The following is a 17,062-nucleotide window of genomic DNA, read 5'->3' as shown; positions in this document are numbered from 1 at the left end:
CCAGGATATGATAATAGACGATAGGAGGGATTTAAAATGACCATTTCTTTTGAACAAGCAGAAGGTATCTTCCATTTGCAAAATAAGCACATGAGCTATGTGATTCAACTCGTTAACGGTTCCTACCCAGCCCATGTATACTGGGGGCGTCCTATTCGGTCGGGCCAGCTAGGCACGGTTATTCAATATATAGAACGCGCTTCTTTTAGTCCGAATCCAGTTAAGGAAAATAGAACGATTTCATTTGATACACTTCCACAGGAATATCCGGCGTATGGAACAAGTGATTTCCGAGAGCCAGCTTATCAAGTTGCGCTTCCTAATGGTTCAACGATCACTGAGCTAGTTTATGATAAGCATCGTATCGTGTCAGGAAAGCCTGTGTTAGAGGGCTTGCCGTCAACTTATGTAGAAGCAGATGATGAAGCTGAAACACTAGAAATTGAACTTGTAGACAAAGTAGCTGGCTTACGAGCTATTCTATCCTATACCATTTTCGCCAATCATGCGGCTATCACGCGTTCTGTCCGTTTTGTTAATGAAGGTAAAGCAGATCTGAAGTTGCTGCGCGCGTTAAGTATGAGCGTGGATTATTCGCACGCCGATTGGGATCTCTTGCAGCTCTCCGGCAGCTGGACGCGTGAGCGTCATATGGAGAGAAGAGCACTAGCTCCTGGTAAATTAACTGTCGAGAGTCGTCGCGGCGCAAGCAGTCATCAGCATAATCCGTTCGTTGCCCTGCTCTCCAAAGATGCCAATGAAGATCATGGCGATGTGTATGGATTTAATCTTGTGTATAGCGGTAATTTTGCTGCGCATGCGGAAGTGGATCCTTTTGCAACAATACGTGTTTCTATCGGTATTAATCCATTTGATTTCAGCTGGCTGTTAGAGCCAGGACAACAATTCCAAACACCAGAAGCCGTGATGGTGTATTCCAGTCAGGGTCTTGGTGACATGTCTAGAACCTACCACCGTTTGTATCGGACACGACTTTGCCGCGGTGAGTTCCGTGATCGTGTACGACCTGTCCTGGTCAACAACTGGGAAGCGACGTATTTTGATTTTAACGCGGATAAAATTGAGAGCATTGCTCGTGCGGGTCAGGAGCTTGGTATTGAGCTTTTCGTGCTTGATGATGGTTGGTTTGGCAAAAGAAACGACGACACGACCTCTCTCGGGGATTGGGTTGTCGATAAGGCAAAGCTCCCTGGCGGTCTTGAAGATTTGGCAGAGCGTGTAAATAAGCTTGGACTCGAATTTGGTTTATGGTTTGAGCCAGAAATGATCTCTCCGGAGAGTGAGTTGTACCGGAATCACCCGGATTGGTGTCTGCATGTGCCTGAGCGTCGTCGTACGGAAGCGCGTGCGCAGCTAATTCTTGATTTTTCACGTGAGGATGTCTGTGATGGTGTGCTGACCATGCTGCGTAAAATTTTAAGCAGTGCGCCGATCACGTATGTGAAATGGGATATGAATCGGAATATGACCGAAATCGGTTCCGCCGCATTGCCGCCTGAACGCCAAAGAGAGACGGCACATCGTTACATGCTTGGCCTTTATCGCGTAATGGAAGCTATCACATCGGAATATCCGCATATCTTGTTTGAAAGCTGCTCAGGCGGCGGTGGTCGATTTGATCCAGGTATCCTGCACTACATGCCGCAAACGTGGACAAGCGATAACACGGATGCTGTATGCCGTTTGAAAATCCAATACGGGACCAGCATCGTGTACCCGGTTAGCGCTATGGGTTCGCATGTATCCGCGGTGCCTAATCATCAGGTTCATCGCATAACGTCTTTGGAAACACGCGGACATGTCGCCATGTCAGGCAACTTCGGTTATGAACTGGATCTGACGAAGTTCACCGACGAGGAGAAAGCGATTGTCAAACGTCAAGTAGCCGAATACAAACAAGTTCGACCGCTTGTCCAATTCGGCGATATGTATCGCCTGTTGAGCCCGTTCGAGGGGAACGAAACCGCATGGATGATTGTCTCCGAAGACAAGACACAAGCAATGGTCGTGTTCGTCCGTGTGCTTGCTGAACCTTATCCGCCGCTGAAAACATTGCGGCTTAAGGGACTTAACTCTGACTTCGATTATCAAATCGAAGGCTCAGAAGGGCTGTTCCCCGGCGATCATCTATTGTACGCCGGTATATCTGTCGCTGGACTACATGGCGACTTCCAAAGCAAGATTTGGCTGCTTGAGGCTAAGCAGCAGTAGTCATAAACCCCCATCTCCCGTACCATGGGAAATGGGGGTTTTCTTTTTCGAAATGACTGCTTTGCCGGAGGTGTATTTCAGCAAAATTCATTTTCTGTTGTATCTACAACAGTAATCTTGTGCAGTTTTCGGATCGTGAGAGAGGTAGAGTGAGTAGGCAGATAGTAGTGCGTGTGGGGATAATGGAGTAAGTAAAGAGAGAGTTAAAATATGTGTGCATGTGATGGAGTTGAAGTGTTCTTGCAGATACCACAGAAAATCGATTTTAGCGAAACATACGATGGCGAGCGGGATGAGCTCGATTTTGATCAACTTTCAGAAGGGCTGGATTCATTTTTTTGGAATTTTGCGCTATGATTAAGAAATTCATACAAATTACATAAGCGAATGGAGAGGAATCAACCATGCTTCAACGACCAAGTCATGATGAATATGCAACCTTTTATACCGGATATATTGGGGTAGTGCCCGATGGGGATTATGTAGCCATCTTGAACAATCAAGAAGCGGTACTTGTCTCTTTATTTTCACAGTTAAGTGAGGAGCAGGCCTTGTCTCGCTATGCACCTGGGAAGTGGAGCCTGAAGGAGGTTCTCGCGCATATTACGGATACGGAGCGGATCATGAGCTACAGAATGCTGCGTATTTCTCGCGGGGATACAACCGATCTGCCAGGCTTTGATCAGGATATTTTTATCGCGAATACGTCCTTCGATGACGTTGCTCTGACGGATTTGATTCAAGACTTCCAAGCGGTGCGTAAATCTACGCTTACGTTGTTACCTACGATTACTGCGGCGGCATGGACTCGTACAGGCACAGCGAATACGTTCGCCATTTCTGCACGCGCCCTTGCTTATGTGATTGCGGGGCATGCTCAGCATCACTTGAACGTGGTTGAAGAGAAATACCTATGAAAAAAAGCCTGAAATCCACTGATGGATTTCAGGCTTTTTTTTAATAGAGTGATAGAGCAAGTGAGTCACGTTCATTCAATGAATGAAGAATCGCTTCACACCCGACGATTTCGATGCTAATGATAGAGTCCAAGCATTTCTTAAGCGTCGCTCTTCCTTTTGTTACTTTGGCCTCAAGCGCAGACTTGAGTAGGTTGAATTTCTTTTTATTTTTCTCATCGGAGTATACGGGCACGGGTTTGTTATGAATCGTAATAAACATTTTCATGAGTTCCACCATCCTAAGAATTGGATATAGTACTAGCATATCGGATTATTATTAATAGAACCTTAAAATAGTTTTACAATTTTAAGACAAATCAGAGATTGCTATGTATGTTCGTACATAAATAATACGAATCAGCGGCGGAATTTGTTTCATAGATTTAGACTGATTAGTGAATATTGTGTGAATTTCGTTGAAGTTGATGAACTAGGTGATTTGCATGTTTTGTCGATACACTTTGGGGGAAGTCCCGAAGCGTTGTTTAAATGCACGATGAAAATACGGATAAGAGCCGAAGCCGCAGCTTAACGCAATCTGCTCTAGGGACATGGAGCTGTCATGCATACGCTCGACCGCGCTAGATAAGCGAACTTCGGTAGCGTACTGAATCATCGTTTTACCAAAATATTCTTTGAACAAATGAACAGCTCTGGAGATACTAAGGTCTACATGGTCTGCAACATCTTCGATTTTGAATGCGGCAGTCGCATGTGCCTCAATGAATCGTTTCATGCGTGTACCAGTGAAAGGGCGGCCCTGTAATGAGACGGTTTCTGTCGCCGCGCGTTCAAGAAATACGCATAGGGCTTGAAGTAAATACCCGCTGAGCTCGGCATTCTCCTCCTCCATTCTGCGCTTCTCTAGGCTTAATTGCCGCCATAGCGAGATTAATCGGGGATCGAGGTCGATCCGCATGCAGGTAGGCTTGTTGCTGCGTTTCCACCATTCATCAATCCAATCGCCTTTGCAAAATAAGTAATAATCGCCGCTGGCGATTTTTCCGTTAGCATGCGTTTGCTCTTTTTCAATGCGCAGCTCATACGGATCTCCCGGCTTAAATAGGAGCAAGTGGCCTGCTTCTATGGGAATCATGTGCCCGTCGACAAGCGCCTCGCAGTTACCTTCTGTTTGTAATCGAAAAAGATAAGACTGGAGTCCGGATTTCGCACTCACATAAAACGGTTCCATATGAAAAGAATACCCACAAACTAATAGTTCAGCTTTCATATTGTTTCGCCTTTCATAGCCAAATAAGAGATGTTTTAATTATATCGTGAATGGTCATAATAGGCTAATCTCGCTTATACTTATGCCATTGTTACTAATATCGACTTCACTATGAGAAAAGAGGAGAACAAATGGGACGTTTAGGAATTGGTCTTCAATTGTACACTTTGAGAGATGATATGGCACGTGATATGGAAGGTACACTTCGCCATGTTGCGAAATTAGGATATGAAGGTGTTGAGTTTGCTGGCTACTACGATATGCCTGCAGACAAGCTAAAAGCGCTTCTTGATGAGCTTGGATTGAAAGCTTTCGGAAGCCATGTGAGCTTACAAAGATTCCGTGATGATTTTCAAGGTGAGATTGATTACTTGAAAACAATCGGGGCTACATATGCGATTTGCCCTTACGTTGGTGCAGAAGAGCGTGAGTCCGTTGAACAATGGAAAGCGCTAATTGCCGAGTGCCAAGCACTTGCTGTGAAAACGCAAGAACAAGGACTTCAGTTCCTATACCACAACCATGACTTCGAATTCCATTACAAAGTGGAAGATGAGTTTGTTTTCGATGCGATGTATGCAAATAATGATGCAATCAAAGTTGAAATGGACGTTTGTTGGGTACAATTCGCTGGTCAAGACCCGCTAGCTTACATTGCGAAATACGCAGGACGTCTTCCATTGGTTCACTTCAAGGATTTCACGAAGGATGCGGAAGGCAAATTGGTTACTTTGGAGCTAGGTCTTGGCGATGTTCCGCTTGAGAAAGTCATTACTGCTGCTGAGCAAGCTGGTGTTGAGTGGCTTGTCGTAGAACAAGATCACTGCCAGAAAGCACCTTTGACAAGCATTGAAAACAGCTTTAACTGGGTGAAAGAGCACTACTTAAACGTTCATAACTAATTTATTATAATTTGAAGGAGCATTTATCTCATGAGTAAAATTAAAATAGCCGTTGTTGGCTGTGGTTCCATCTCCAAGCATAGACATATCCCGGAATACGCATCAAATGCGAACGTTGAGCTTGTTGCCTTCGTAGATCCGATCATCGAGAGAGCTGAGCATTACGCACAACTTCATGGCGGTAAAGCTTACAGCAACTACGTTGACATGTTGAAAGCTGAAAAAGTTGACGCAGTAAGCGTATGTACACCGAACTACCTTCACGCTGAAATCTCCATCGCCGCGGCGAATGCGGGTGCGCATGTGCTAGTTGAGAAGCCAATGGCTACATCAGCTGCTGAATCCGAGGCTATGATTGAAGCTGCGAAGAAAAATGGCGTATATTTAATGGTTGGTCACAACCAACGTTTAATGCCTCCGCATGTGAAAGCGAAAGAAATTTTGGAATCAGGTAAACTTGGAAAAGTTCTTACTTTCCGTACATCGTTCGGTCATCCAGGTCCTGAGGGCTGGAGCGTTGATGGTCGTGAGAGCTGGTTCTTCCGCAAAGAAGAAGCAATCATGGGCGCAATGGGCGATCTTGGCGTTCACAAGTCCGACTTGATCCGTTGGTTGCTTGCTGATGAAGTTGCTCAAGTAGCAGCTTTTGTTGGTACACTTCACAAGGATGGTACAGACGTTGACGATAACGCGACTTGCTTGCTTCGTATGAAAAGCGGTGCAACAGGTTCCCTCGTAGCGAGCTGGACGTACTACAAAGGCCAAGATAACTCCACTGTTCTATGGTGTGAGAACGGTGTTATCAAAATCGATACAGATCCGAATGATCAAGTCATCGTTGAGCTGCGTAATGGCTCGGTTGAGCGTTACAAAGTGGGTCAAGTATCAACGAATGAGAAACAAGTAACAAGCGGCGTTGTCGATGAATTCGTTTCAAGCATTCTTAATAATCAACCGCCTCGTATTTCAGGTGAAGAGGGCTACCAAGCGTTGAAAGTCATCCTTGCAGCGTTCGAATCCGAAGCTACTGGCAAAATCATTAATCTATAATATTGCTGATTGTATAGAAAAAAAGCTCATCCCATGTGGGATGAGCTTTTTCCTTGTTTAACGTCCGCCAATATCAATAGAGAGTGAGTTAGACTTGCCGACAATCGTTTCTTTGGAATCCTTCACATTCACTTGGATGTCCCACAGACCGGTTTTGAGTAATTGCCCATCAACCACGGCCGTAACGGTATGCTCATCTTTCCAGGTCGTCGTCAGAGCTTTACCGTTTAATGTAACGTACCCCAGTGGTGGGAGATTCGTTCCCGTTACGGTTAGTGTAATGCTGCTGCGTCCGGAAATATCCTGTGAATCGGCTTCTACTTTATCTAAAGTAATAGGTCCGAAACCGAGCATATATTTAGGATCTATAATTGGTGTTGTATAGTTTTTGTAGGCATGACGATCTCCAAAAAGAATATCATATTGCAGTGTTTCATAATCTTTGAGATCTTCTTCTTTGATGTTCATTTCAGCAAAATGATCCTTTGGCGGGATAACCGGATACTTTTTAGCTAGCTGCGTTAAGAAGTCTGTATAATAATTGCCTTGTTGCTTTGATAATTCAAGGAGATAAGGCCCTAAGAAAGAAGGACTAATGTTCAATTTATCTTTACGCTCTGTATCAAAATTGTTCCACACAACTAACGGAACACTGTACATTTTTTTCAAGAAATCAGGGTCATCCTTGCCGTTAATATACTTCGTATCAATATAGGTCGCATAATCATCGCCAAGCGCTGGCAGGTGATCTCCCCAGAAAGCGATAATCGTAGGCTCCCCTTTTTTCTCATAATATTCAACTAATTCCTTCAGCATATTATCTGACCCGTTAATACCTTGCGCAAGCGTTTCTAGCATCCCAATTGAAGATGGGGAGAAGTTGCCTGTGACGTCAAACGTATTTTTCGGGAACTTGCCAGGGTAGAAATGGAAGTGGTTTTCCATCGTATTCGCAAAGACGAAATCAGAGCCTGAACTTTGCTCCGTTGCATGAATAATGTTCGCAGCAACCTCGCTATCCGCGATATAAGGACCGGAGTAGTTCGGTTTGAAATATTCAATCGGAATATATTTGGAAAAGCCAAAATCTTGATAAATTTTATTACTGTTAAAATACCAATTGTAAAATGGACTAATCGCCGTGGATGTGTATCCCTGACGTGCATAAATACTTGCTAATGAGTCAACCTCATTTGAAATATATTGATTATAAGCGATCGATCCTTGCGGTAAGAAACGCATTGAATTACCTGTTAGCACCTCGAACTCAACATTGGCCGTTCCGCCCCCATATTGCGGCGAAAGCATTGTACCGCTTGTTCCAGTCTTCTGTAGTTTATGGAAGAAAGGAATCGGGTCTTTGCTGAACTTAGCGCCAGGAATCACCGTTGGATCCCAGAAAGCTTCGCTTAAAATAACAATGACGTTCGGCTTAATTGGTGTAGCAGAATCTCCAGCTTTAATTGGCGGCTTCGGTGAAGCATTCACGATCGCCTCAACCGCTTTATCATCATAGCCTTCGCGGTGATCCGAGAACATGGCTTTTGTATTCAAAACTGTGGCAAGTGCATAACCGTTCGTTTTGGTGTTTTGAACTTGATTCCAGACAGCAGCTTCGATGCCGAACCATTTCTGAACAGGCAGAGGCAGGTCAGTATAAACGGCCAAAAACATCAAGAGACCAATTCCAGCTAGAATTCCTCGTTCTTTTAAAGCTACTTTTTTAATAAACATGGTTGTACGGTAGAGGATGAAGTAACTGCCAACAAGAAACAGGAGTATGACGGATAGTACATTGAAGGTCAAAATGTTGGATAAATACTTCACCATATCGGAGGCTTCGCCCGCTACAACTAAGTCCCAAGGCGTGAGTGGCACGCCTAATATTTTGAGCTTTACGCCGCTAATGAGCGCCAGGATGATGAGAAATCCGGCAATCACCCAGTAGGCGATACGTGTGCGCCCAATGATTGCAATGAAAATCAATAGAAGGCTTACGACGATCCATTCATTGAAAAGAAGCTCGAGAACATGCTTGAAGCTCCATGACATCATTTCAATATAATTCCCGCGGCTTAAAATCTCCATAATCAGCACTGGGATGACTGCAAGCAGTAAAAGGGGCAGTCTTGGCCGAATGACCATTAGCAAACGCTCAAAGTTTTGTTTCATAGTTTCTCCTGTTATATATAAGTTAAAAGTCCTTGGAACATCAAATATTATACCATGCCTTTCGACATTATTCGATGGTATCTCTATGAAATAATAGATTGATTGCAGGAAAATCGTGGTTATATCAAGAATACTTATATATAGGTAGACAAGGTAGGAGGGGACTCAATATGGCAAAAGAACAACTACAGCTAAAAAGAAATGCAGTGAGGCAGCTTCAACATCGAAAAATGACAAAGAGTGCGTTTTTTCGTCGAGGATTGTTCTTATTTATTGGGGCCGTGTTAATGTCTGTGGGGTTAGAAATTTTTTTAGTGCCGAATCGCATTATTGATGGGGGCATAACGGGGATTTCAATTATCCTTTCGTATTTGACACAAGGGCCAATCGGCGTGTTCTTGACATTGTTAAATATTCCTTTCTTATTTATCGGGTATAAATTAATTGGTAAAACCTTCGCTTTATCTACGCTTTTCGCTATTTTAGTCATGTCGGCAGGCACGGCTTTGCTGCATCCAGTAAAGGAGCTAACGAATGATCCCTTGCTAGCCGCGGTATTTGGCGGGATTATCCTCGGCATCGGCGTTGGGATGGTCATCAGGTTTGGGGGATCATTGGACGGAACCGAAATCATCGCGATTCTGGTTTCAAAGAAAATTCCATTTTCCGTCGGCGAAATCGTTATGTTTTTCAACTTATTCATTCTCGGAAGCGCCGGGTTCGTCTACACGTGGGACCGTGCGATGTACTCATTAATTGCATATTTTATAGCTTATAAAATGATTGATGTCACCATCGAAGGCTTCGACGAGTCGAAGTCAGTGTGGATCATCAGTGATAACTTTAGAGAAATTGGGGGAGCGATCCTCGATCGCTTGGGCCGCGGCGTTACTTATCTCGAGGGTGAAGGCGGCTTCTCTGGAGATAACAAGAAAGTTATCTTCTGCGTGATTACGCGGCTGGAAGAAGCCAAACTAAAATCCATCGTGGATGGATTGGACCCTAAAGCGTTTCTTGCTGTCGGCAATATCCACGATGTCAAAGGCGGAAGATTCAAGAAGCGAGATATCCACTAATCGGATTTCTCCTTCTCATTATCCTTTTCCTTTTGCAAATCCTTATGAGAAGTTCCTCGCTCAAAAAAGCCTAAATTTCTTAGCTGCTGAGCGGCATCCTTGCTGCTCGGACTTCCTAGCTTTTTCAGAATATGACCCACATGAATTTTTACCGTTCGTAACGAAATGAAGAACCGGTTCGCAATTTCCGTCTGCGTATGCCCTTGATCAATCATATCAAGCACCTGAAGTTCCGTTGGGGTGATGAGATCACGAACTTCTTTGATTTTAAATTGCTGCTCTAACCGTTTGAGCCTGCGGAATTCCTCTCGCATTTGCTCAGCAACAGCTGCATTAATCGCAGATTGGCGAGCATGCGCTGCTCGAATAATGCCTGGAAGCTCCTCGAATCGAGATTTAATTTGGTAGTCAATTGCCCCGGCCTGGAAGGAACGGAAAATAAAATCCTTTTCTTCCATGGAGGTCAGCATAATAACCTTCGCTCCCCATAATAAAAAGGCTTGCTCTGCAAGACCGATGCCAGCCGGTTCATTTTGAAGCATAATATCCATGAGTACGACATCAGCAGATGGTACCCCTTGTGTAAATAACGCGCGAGCTTCATCTGCTGTAGATCGGCTCTCCACAACTGTCATATCCCCTTGACGATTCAAAAAATTCGTTAAACCGCGGAGCCAATCAAGATCATCTTCCACGATAAGTATGCGTATTGCTTCCATCTGGAACTTCCTTTCTTCTGCTTCTCTATCGCCTTATCGCTGCCCCGGAAAAGTCAAATAAACACTAGTACCTTTACCTGGTTCAGAGCTGATTTCCAAGCTTCCTCCGTGTTTTTTCATGACGCTGTAGCAGTAAGCCAAACCTAGTCCAAAGTTATTTCGATTACCGGTTTTCGTCGTGTAAAAAGGTTCAACAGCTTGTTTGAGGGTGGCTTTTTCCATGCCGATTCCCTTATCTTTAATTTCTAGTACGATATTTTTTTTGTTTGAAAAAGCTTTAATAGAGAGCTCTCCGCCGCTGCTCATCGCCTCGATGGCATTCATCAGGATGTTCGTTAGCGTTTCCGCAACTTGAATCTGATCAAGACGGAGTTCCAGGCTGTCAGGCAGCTCTAGTTGAACTTGAATCGGGCCCAAGGAAGCCTCTAGAGGCTCTATGACATCTAGAATCATTTTACGTACATTCACCTGTGAAACGCGCAGCGGAAGCTCTTGTGTTTGCTCGTGTACGCGGCTAATCATATCTTGGATGTGTCTAGAAGCTTTCATGATCACATGAATATCTTGAATGAGTTCTGTTTGCTGGGTGTCTTCGGCGTGCTGCTTCATTTTTTCTAAAAATAAACGCATTTTTCCGACGTCGTTCTTGATCGCGTGATTTAGAATTGCGGTTCCGGATGTAATCGCGCGGAGCGTTGAATCCAGCTTACGACGCTCAATGAGTAGTCGAATGCCAAGAAATCCGTATTTGAAAAACGTAAATACGAAGAAAGGCACAACAAAAGCCAAAATCCACACGTGATAAATCCACAAACGGTAAAACCCAAAGCTGGGCATGACATAATTGAGAACGCCAACACAAAGAATCGGCGGGAGTAATGCAAGACATGTGAACAAATGCGTTCGTCTCATGGCTGGGAGATGTTCTTTTTTTAGTACAATCAGAATGGAACCTATGAAAATATAAGGGAAGGCCCAAGTCGCGACTACACGGAAGTCTATGGGCATTTCTTCGGTATACCCTGGCAATATAAGTAGACAAGCGATGGGCGGTATGAGCAAAACGAGCGGCAACCAAGTCCGCAGGAGAGGCTTTTGCCAAGTTGAATGATAGGCTAAGGCCAGCATCGCGAAAGAGTAAGGTAAGCCATAGTAGGAAAGCAATGAGCAGATGCCCATGATGCGATAAAATAAGGCGCTCAGCTGTGGATTAGGCGCTGTTTGCTCGAAATAGGGGATGACATCCGCGGAGATAACGGCCGCTAGGGCGCCTGAACCACCAGTAAAAGCGACTGCGCTCATCCAGCGCATCGTACGGGAAGTTGGGTCTACGATGAGGAGACCTGATGCGATGAACCATAGAGCGAAAAGGACAAAAAGCATGTGTTCCTCCATCAATCAATTCGTTGTATTAGTCCTATTGTGGCATGGCGAATTCGTTTGCACAAGAGAATCCTTTCTTAGAAATGGAAGGATTTAGGGCAACATTGCTCGAATTGGTTGTATATGAGAGGAGTGAAGTAAAATCGAAGTAAAGATGAAAAAAGAATTCCCGATCCTCAAAATTGTAGGGAAAGTACTGTTATCCCTCATTTTTATCATCGTCATCACGGTCATTCTTTCCATTGCTGCTGCGATTATTGCAGTAAAACTAAACCCTGATCTCATCGTAAGCATGGATGCTGTCACTAGTAATCCTTTTTTTATTAAAGCGTCTTTATGGGCACAAATCGTAGGCTTTATTAGCGGTGTTTGGTTGGCATTTTCACTATTTGAAAAGAAAAAAGGATGGACGCTGGGGCTGCAACCTGTAAAGCTTGGCCGACATGTAACAGAAGGTTTCGCCTGGGGCGTTGCGTTAATTACCTTAAGCAGCTTAGGGATATGGCTATTCGGCGGCATCGATGTTGTTCGTACCGAATGGAGTTTGACGAAGGGGTACGAAATTGGCGGAAGCTTTCTACTCTTTATTGGCGTAGCGGTCAATGAAGAATTGTTTGCACGCGGGTATTTACAAGGCATCGTGAAACATCGATTTGGCCCCAAAGTAGCCGTGGGCGTATCGACGCTGTTTTTCGCGCTGCTCCATTGCTTTAATCCAGGGATGTGGAGCACGGTGTTTCCATTTATCAATATTTTGTTGGCAGGACTATTGATGGGCTTGTGTCGCGAGTACTCAGGCAGTCTGTGGATGCCTGTGGGACTGCATCTGGCGTGGAATTTCATGCAAGGCTGTGTATTCGGTTTTGACGTTTCAGGCATTCCGATGTCATCAATTATTACGACAGAAACGCGGGGCTCTATCGTTGTTTCGGGCGGTTCTTTTGGAGCTGAAGGAAGCTTAATTACGAGCTTTATTCTTGTGCTTGGGATCATAATGATTTATAACTATTATCAAACACGCAATCGTTTTAATTCACTAAGGGGGATTCATCATTGAGCCAGTACGAACTAATACATAGTGAGTGGGAAGGGGAGTCGACGCTAAGACTCGTCGACCATCAAGCAGAAGCCGTGGCCGAAATTATTCCGGCCGTCGGCTTCCACCTGTTCCGCTTCGATGTGTGGAACCACAGCTACATCGCGAAGCCCGACGCATTGTCGGAGCTTCGCGTCAATTCCTCGCGCTACGGCGTGCCCATTCTGTTCCCGCCGGGGCGCGTCAAGAACGCGGCGTTCACCTTCGGTGGCCGCGAATACCGGCTCCCGGCGAATCGGGAGCCAGATCACGCCCACGGCCAGCTGCGCGAGCGGCCGTGGAAGGTCGTCGCCAGCGGCGCTGACGCGGCTGGCGGGGCTTATGTCTCCGCGGAGTTTAACATCGCGGAGACCCCGGACATGCTGGCGTATTTCCCACACGCCGCATGCTTCCGCTTCACGTACCGTCTGAAGGACGGTACGCTGTCGCTCAGCGGTGAAATAGCCAACCGTGGCGGCGATTCCATGCCGCTGTCGCTTGGCTTTCACCCGTACTTCGCGTTCGCGGAAGGCGAAGCTAGCCGCGTGCGGGTAACCATCCCCGCGACGGCCGAATGGCCGTTAACCGCGGGTGGGTTTGCGGCTGGTGAGCCTGCGCCGACAGCGCTCACAGCGGCCTTACAGAACGGCGCGATAGTCTCCTCGCTGCCGGGCTACCCTGGCGGCTCCCAGATGCTCAGCATCGCGCCAGGACCGCAAAAATGCGAGCTGGCCTACGAAGCTCGCGGCACGAAACTGATTTATGACATGGGAGATAATTTTCCCATTCATGTACTTTTTACAGCGCCGTGGTCGCAAGCTGTTTCACTGGAACCCTACACAAGCATCATGAACGTGTTCAATGAATCGTATCCGTCCGAACTCTCAGGCGCGCAAGCCTTAGCGCCAGGGGAGACCTTTACTTTCAATTGGGCTATACATATTGAAGAACTTTAAGTTACCAAGGCTCATACCCAAACCCAAGGGACGAATAACCTTGATAGGCATGTTGATGCAGCTGAGCAATCAAGCCTTCCATTTGGGCAGATTTCACCAATGCGCCCCTTCTACTTGTATTGTGTAGATTTTGATCAACAACACCTTGGAGGAAATGAATATGGTTCCCATTCGCCAATGCGATTGGCGGTCCTGTAATGCCATAGTAAGCATGATAATGGCCATATTTAATGCCGGAAATACCTTGGTACTGATGGACATGTTGATCATAAGAAGTCCCGTTCACATTGAACGTATACAGGCGCAAAAGATGATGGTGTCCTAATGATTCCGATGTAATCGTTGAGAAAAAATGAACATGAGCTGGTGGAATAAGCATCACCACACACAAAGCCCCCTAAGAGTAGGATATGCTTCATCCTATTCAAAGGGGGCTTTTGTCATGACGACGGCATCGGATAAAGGTTGGATTGACCAATTTTCATCTTTTTATCATCGTATACGCGCACTTCAACTTGATGTGGTTTATTCGGTTCTATCGCGGGATTGGCTGTTAAATCAACATATAAGGTGTCCTTACCATCGAAATTCGATTTCACTTCTTTTCCATCCACATACACATTACAGGAAGAGTAAAAAGGAGTACCCGTCACCAGAATCTTATTGTCAACGCGTGTGATCTTCGAAATTACAGGATCACCATACCCTAGTGTGTATGAAGGCTGAACGATCGTATCTTTATACCCTTTTGCCTCATAAGCATAACGGCCGCCAAAGAGAATATCATACTGCAGCTTCTCATACCCTGCGAGATCGTTCTCTTGAATGTTATATTTAGACCACATGTCTTGCGGCGGTATTACAGGTATTTTTTTAGATAGATCATATAAATAATCCGTATAATAACTACCTTGAACACCAGCTAGATGCAGCAACATCGGTCCTAAAAAAGAAGGACTTGATGTCAGATTCAGCTTCTCCTGATCGGCAGGAACGAAATTGTTCCATATCACAAATGGTGTGTAATGCGTCTTGGTATACAAATCGGGGTCATCTGGCAGCACATATTTGGCATCCCGGTAGACCTTATAATCTTCCTCGAAGAACGGGAAATGGTCCCCGAAAAACAAAATAATCGTTGGCTCTGCCTTTTTTGAATAATAATCTACGAGATCTTGAAGCGCCTGATCCGTAGCGGTGATACCTTGTGCGTAAGTTTCTAAAATACTTTTTGACTCAGCCGAAATATCTCCCGTGACCTGAATCGTATTCTTGCTGAACTTATTAGGAGGATAAGGATGATGATTTTCCATCGTATTGGCAAATACAAAATCAGGCCCAGCACTTTTTTCCGTTTCCTCAACTATCTTGTTCACAACCGCACGATCCGCATAGTTAGGCCCCGAGAAGTCATTTGGGAAATACTCACTGGAAATAAATCGTGAAAATCCAAGGTGCATATACACTTTGCGACTATCAAAAAAATAACTGAAAAACGGATTGATCGCTGTAGCTGTATATCCTTGTCTAGTAGTAATGCTAGCTAAAGAATCTACGCCATGATTCATATATTCAATATAAGGGATAATTTTATCAGGCGATTTCCCGAAAAAACGCATCGAATTCCCCGACAAAACCTCAAACTCCACATTAGCCGTGCTTCCACCAAATTGGGGAGACAACATCTTACCGCTTGTGTACTTTTTTTGTAATTCATGCAAATGAGGGATTGGGTCGCGGCTGAACGTGACATTTTTCATCTGTGTCGGATCAAAGAATGACTCACCCAGCAATACAATGATATTCGGCTTTTTCTCAATCGCAGCGGGTTTCTCAGGTATTTGCTCCAATAGGTTTGTTATTGCTTTTTTGCTATACCCATCGGGCTTCGCCACATTCAAAAAGTTCAACATCTGCACAGAAGAATACAAATAGCCATTCTCATCATAAGTAATCGTTTGATCCCATGGAACCGTGTAAATCCCATATAATTTCGTGAAAGCGATAGGTTTATCCATATACAAACTCGTCGCCATAACAATCGCAATCACACCATAAATACTACGCTCAATCCAGTTGAACCTAATCTTATGGTTTCGCAGTATGAGATGAAACAGACAAGTTATAACGATTAGAAATAGTAGAGAGTAACCCATAATATCGTTTGTTACATACCCGTTCAAAAACTTCCTATACTCCATAAGCTGGTTATTAAAATACAGATCCCATGGGTAATAAGGCGAGCCAATGGCCTTTAACTTACTGCCGCTGATCGCTCCTAGTGGTAACAAAACACCACAAAGAATCCAAAATGACAACTTAACTCGACCAGTCACAGCGATAAGAAACAAATACAAAGCGCCAACAACGAAATAAGCAAGCACCATCGCCAAAGGATAAGTCGAAATCCAGTGATGAAGCTCCTTAAAAGAGCCCCTTTCCAAATATTCAACCATATACATCAATAGAAATGGAAGAATAACGATCATGAAACGAGTAGGCAATAGCTTTAGAGGTTTTATTAAATTAGTCATTTCGAACCTTCAGCATGGATTTGCTCAAGAGCTTGTAGAAAAGTCGCGGCTGGTTGAGCACCAGTTAACGCATATTTCCGATTAATTACAAAAAACGGGACCCCTGTCACGCCGGCCTGACTAGCAAAATCAAGATCATCTTCAACCTGCTCTAGCCCCTCTTTGGCTTGAAGGCGAGAGAGCGTTTGCTGACTATCCATACCTAGTTGACTAGCAGCATCTAAAAGGAATTCCACGTCCCCAATATCCTTGCCGTCTTCAAAATAAGCCTTGAACAAATCGTCAACAAGCTGCTTTTTGATCTCGTCAGGTGCTATCGCAATGAGTTGATGCGCTTTTAACGTATTTGGCATTTTTTCTACCTGCGTAAAATCAAAATGCAATCCCGCCGCTCGCCCAGCCTGCGTTACTTGCTCCAGCATCGCCTGCAACTTATCCGCATCCGCACGAAATTTATTTCGCATAAGCGTCTCAAAATGCTCACCCTCAACAGGCGTCGAAGGATCCAACTGATAAGCACGGTAATGAATCTCAACCGGTTCCCCTGTAAACGACTCCAGGGCATCCATCAAATTCTTCTTCCCAATCCTGCACCACGGACACACCAAATCCTGAAATATCTCAATCATCATATCGAATAAACTCCTTCAATCCAAAATGAATAAATAATGTCAAAAAGCCTCGCTTCATCTCCATCCCACATTATAACCTAAACCCGCTCATTGTCACCATGATGAACACATGACATTCACACAACCCAATGTCCTCCAAAC

15 protein-coding genes are annotated in these 17,062 nt (G+C 44.8%); 7 read left to right on the top strand and 8 right to left on the bottom strand.

What is annotated here, in order from left to right; all coding sequences use genetic code 11:
• Positions 1-36: 36 nt before the first annotated feature.
• Together AC58UX_RS23330 and AC58UX_RS23325 are read left to right on the top strand one after the other, a co-directional pair.
• Positions 37-2,232, top strand: a complete 2,196-nt coding sequence (locus tag AC58UX_RS23330) for an alpha-galactosidase (protein ID WP_497257110.1) — start codon at positions 37-39, stop codon at positions 2,230-2,232.
• Between the two features lie 404 nt (positions 2,233-2,636).
• Positions 2,637-3,149: a DinB family protein gene (locus AC58UX_RS23325; protein ID WP_497257108.1), complete on the top strand. Its 513-nt coding sequence runs from the start codon at positions 2,637-2,639 to the stop codon at positions 3,147-3,149.
• 40 nt (positions 3,150-3,189) lie between these two features.
• Here the strand turns inward: AC58UX_RS23325 and AC58UX_RS23320 are convergent, their stop codons facing one another.
• Positions 3,190-3,417 (bottom strand): hypothetical protein, encoded by a 228-nt coding sequence (locus tag AC58UX_RS23320; RefSeq protein WP_028554145.1) that lies wholly within the window; start codon positions 3,415-3,417, stop codon positions 3,190-3,192.
• Between the two features lie 204 nt (positions 3,418-3,621).
• On the bottom strand, positions 3,622-4,383 hold the full coding sequence (locus tag AC58UX_RS23315) for a helix-turn-helix domain-containing protein (protein WP_497257282.1): 762 nt from the start codon (positions 4,381-4,383) through the stop codon (positions 3,622-3,624).
• 170 nt (positions 4,384-4,553) lie between these two features.
• Here AC58UX_RS23315 and AC58UX_RS23310 point away from each other — a divergent pair, with 170 nt between their 5' ends.
• On the top strand, positions 4,554-5,324 hold the full coding sequence (locus AC58UX_RS23310) for a sugar phosphate isomerase/epimerase family protein (protein WP_497257106.1): 771 nt from the start codon (positions 4,554-4,556) through the stop codon (positions 5,322-5,324).
• A 30-nt stretch (positions 5,325-5,354) separates the two neighbouring features.
• Positions 5,355-6,374 (top strand): Gfo/Idh/MocA family protein, encoded by a 1,020-nt coding sequence (locus AC58UX_RS23305; RefSeq protein WP_497257104.1) that lies wholly within the window; start codon positions 5,355-5,357, stop codon positions 6,372-6,374.
• A 57-nt stretch (positions 6,375-6,431) separates the two neighbouring features.
• Here the strand turns inward: AC58UX_RS23305 and AC58UX_RS23300 are convergent, their stop codons facing one another.
• On the bottom strand, positions 6,432-8,546 hold the full coding sequence (locus AC58UX_RS23300) for an LTA synthase family protein (RefSeq protein ID WP_497257102.1): 2,115 nt from the start codon (positions 8,544-8,546) through the stop codon (positions 6,432-6,434).
• Between the two features lie 230 nt (positions 8,547-8,776).
• On the opposite strand from AC58UX_RS23300, the gene AC58UX_RS23295 reads away from it, so the two are divergent.
• Positions 8,777-9,622 (top strand): YitT family protein, encoded by an 846-nt coding sequence (locus AC58UX_RS23295; RefSeq protein WP_497257280.1) that lies wholly within the window; start codon positions 8,777-8,779, stop codon positions 9,620-9,622.
• Here the strand turns inward: AC58UX_RS23295 and AC58UX_RS23290 are convergent.
• Both AC58UX_RS23290 and AC58UX_RS23285 read right to left on the bottom strand, forming a co-directional pair.
• Positions 9,619-10,341, bottom strand: coding sequence for a response regulator transcription factor (locus AC58UX_RS23290; protein ID WP_497257100.1), 723 nt, complete (start codon positions 10,339-10,341; stop codon positions 9,619-9,621). The genes AC58UX_RS23295 and AC58UX_RS23290 overlap by 4 nt on opposite strands.
• Before the next feature lie 33 nt (positions 10,342-10,374).
• On the bottom strand, positions 10,375-11,724 hold the full coding sequence (locus tag AC58UX_RS23285; RefSeq protein ID WP_497257098.1) for an ATP-binding protein: 1,350 nt from the start codon (positions 11,722-11,724) through the stop codon (positions 10,375-10,377).
• A 154-nt stretch (positions 11,725-11,878) separates the two neighbouring features.
• Between AC58UX_RS23285 and AC58UX_RS23280 the strand changes: the two genes are divergently transcribed.
• Complete coding sequence (locus AC58UX_RS23280; RefSeq protein ID WP_497257096.1) at positions 11,879-12,781, top strand: CPBP family intramembrane glutamic endopeptidase; 903 nt, start codon at positions 11,879-11,881, stop codon at positions 12,779-12,781.
• The gene (locus AC58UX_RS23275; protein WP_497257094.1) at positions 12,778-13,755 is read left to right on the top strand and encodes an aldose 1-epimerase; all 978 of its coding nucleotides are present in this window, start codon (positions 12,778-12,780) and stop codon (positions 13,753-13,755) included. Before AC58UX_RS23280 ends, AC58UX_RS23275 begins: the two co-directional genes overlap by 4 nt.
• Position 13,756: 1 nt before the next feature.
• Here AC58UX_RS23275 and AC58UX_RS23270 read toward each other — a convergent pair whose 3' ends face one another.
• The 3 genes from AC58UX_RS23270 to AC58UX_RS23260 all read right to left on the bottom strand — a co-directional run bounded on the left by AC58UX_RS23270 (position 13,757) and on the right by AC58UX_RS23260 (position 16,921).
• A complete protein-coding gene (locus tag AC58UX_RS23270; protein WP_497257278.1) occupies positions 13,757-14,134 on the bottom strand; it encodes a YmaF family protein in 378 nt (125 codons plus the stop codon).
• A 61-nt stretch (positions 14,135-14,195) separates the two neighbouring features.
• Positions 14,196-16,289 carry an LTA synthase family protein gene (locus AC58UX_RS23265; protein WP_497257092.1) on the bottom strand — a complete coding sequence of 698 codons (2,094 nt, stop codon included), beginning with the start codon at positions 16,287-16,289 and terminating at the stop codon, positions 14,196-14,198.
• Positions 16,286-16,921: a DsbA family oxidoreductase gene (locus AC58UX_RS23260; protein WP_497257090.1), complete on the bottom strand. Its 636-nt coding sequence runs from the start codon at positions 16,919-16,921 to the stop codon at positions 16,286-16,288. Before AC58UX_RS23260 ends, AC58UX_RS23265 begins: the two co-directional genes overlap by 4 nt.
• Between the last annotated feature and the right edge of the window lie 141 nt (positions 16,922-17,062).

Source organism: Paenibacillus sp. J22P90 (genome assembly GCF_059692195.1).
Note: the sequence above shows the minus strand (reverse complement) of the source record. Positions and strands in the feature narration are given on the sequence as shown.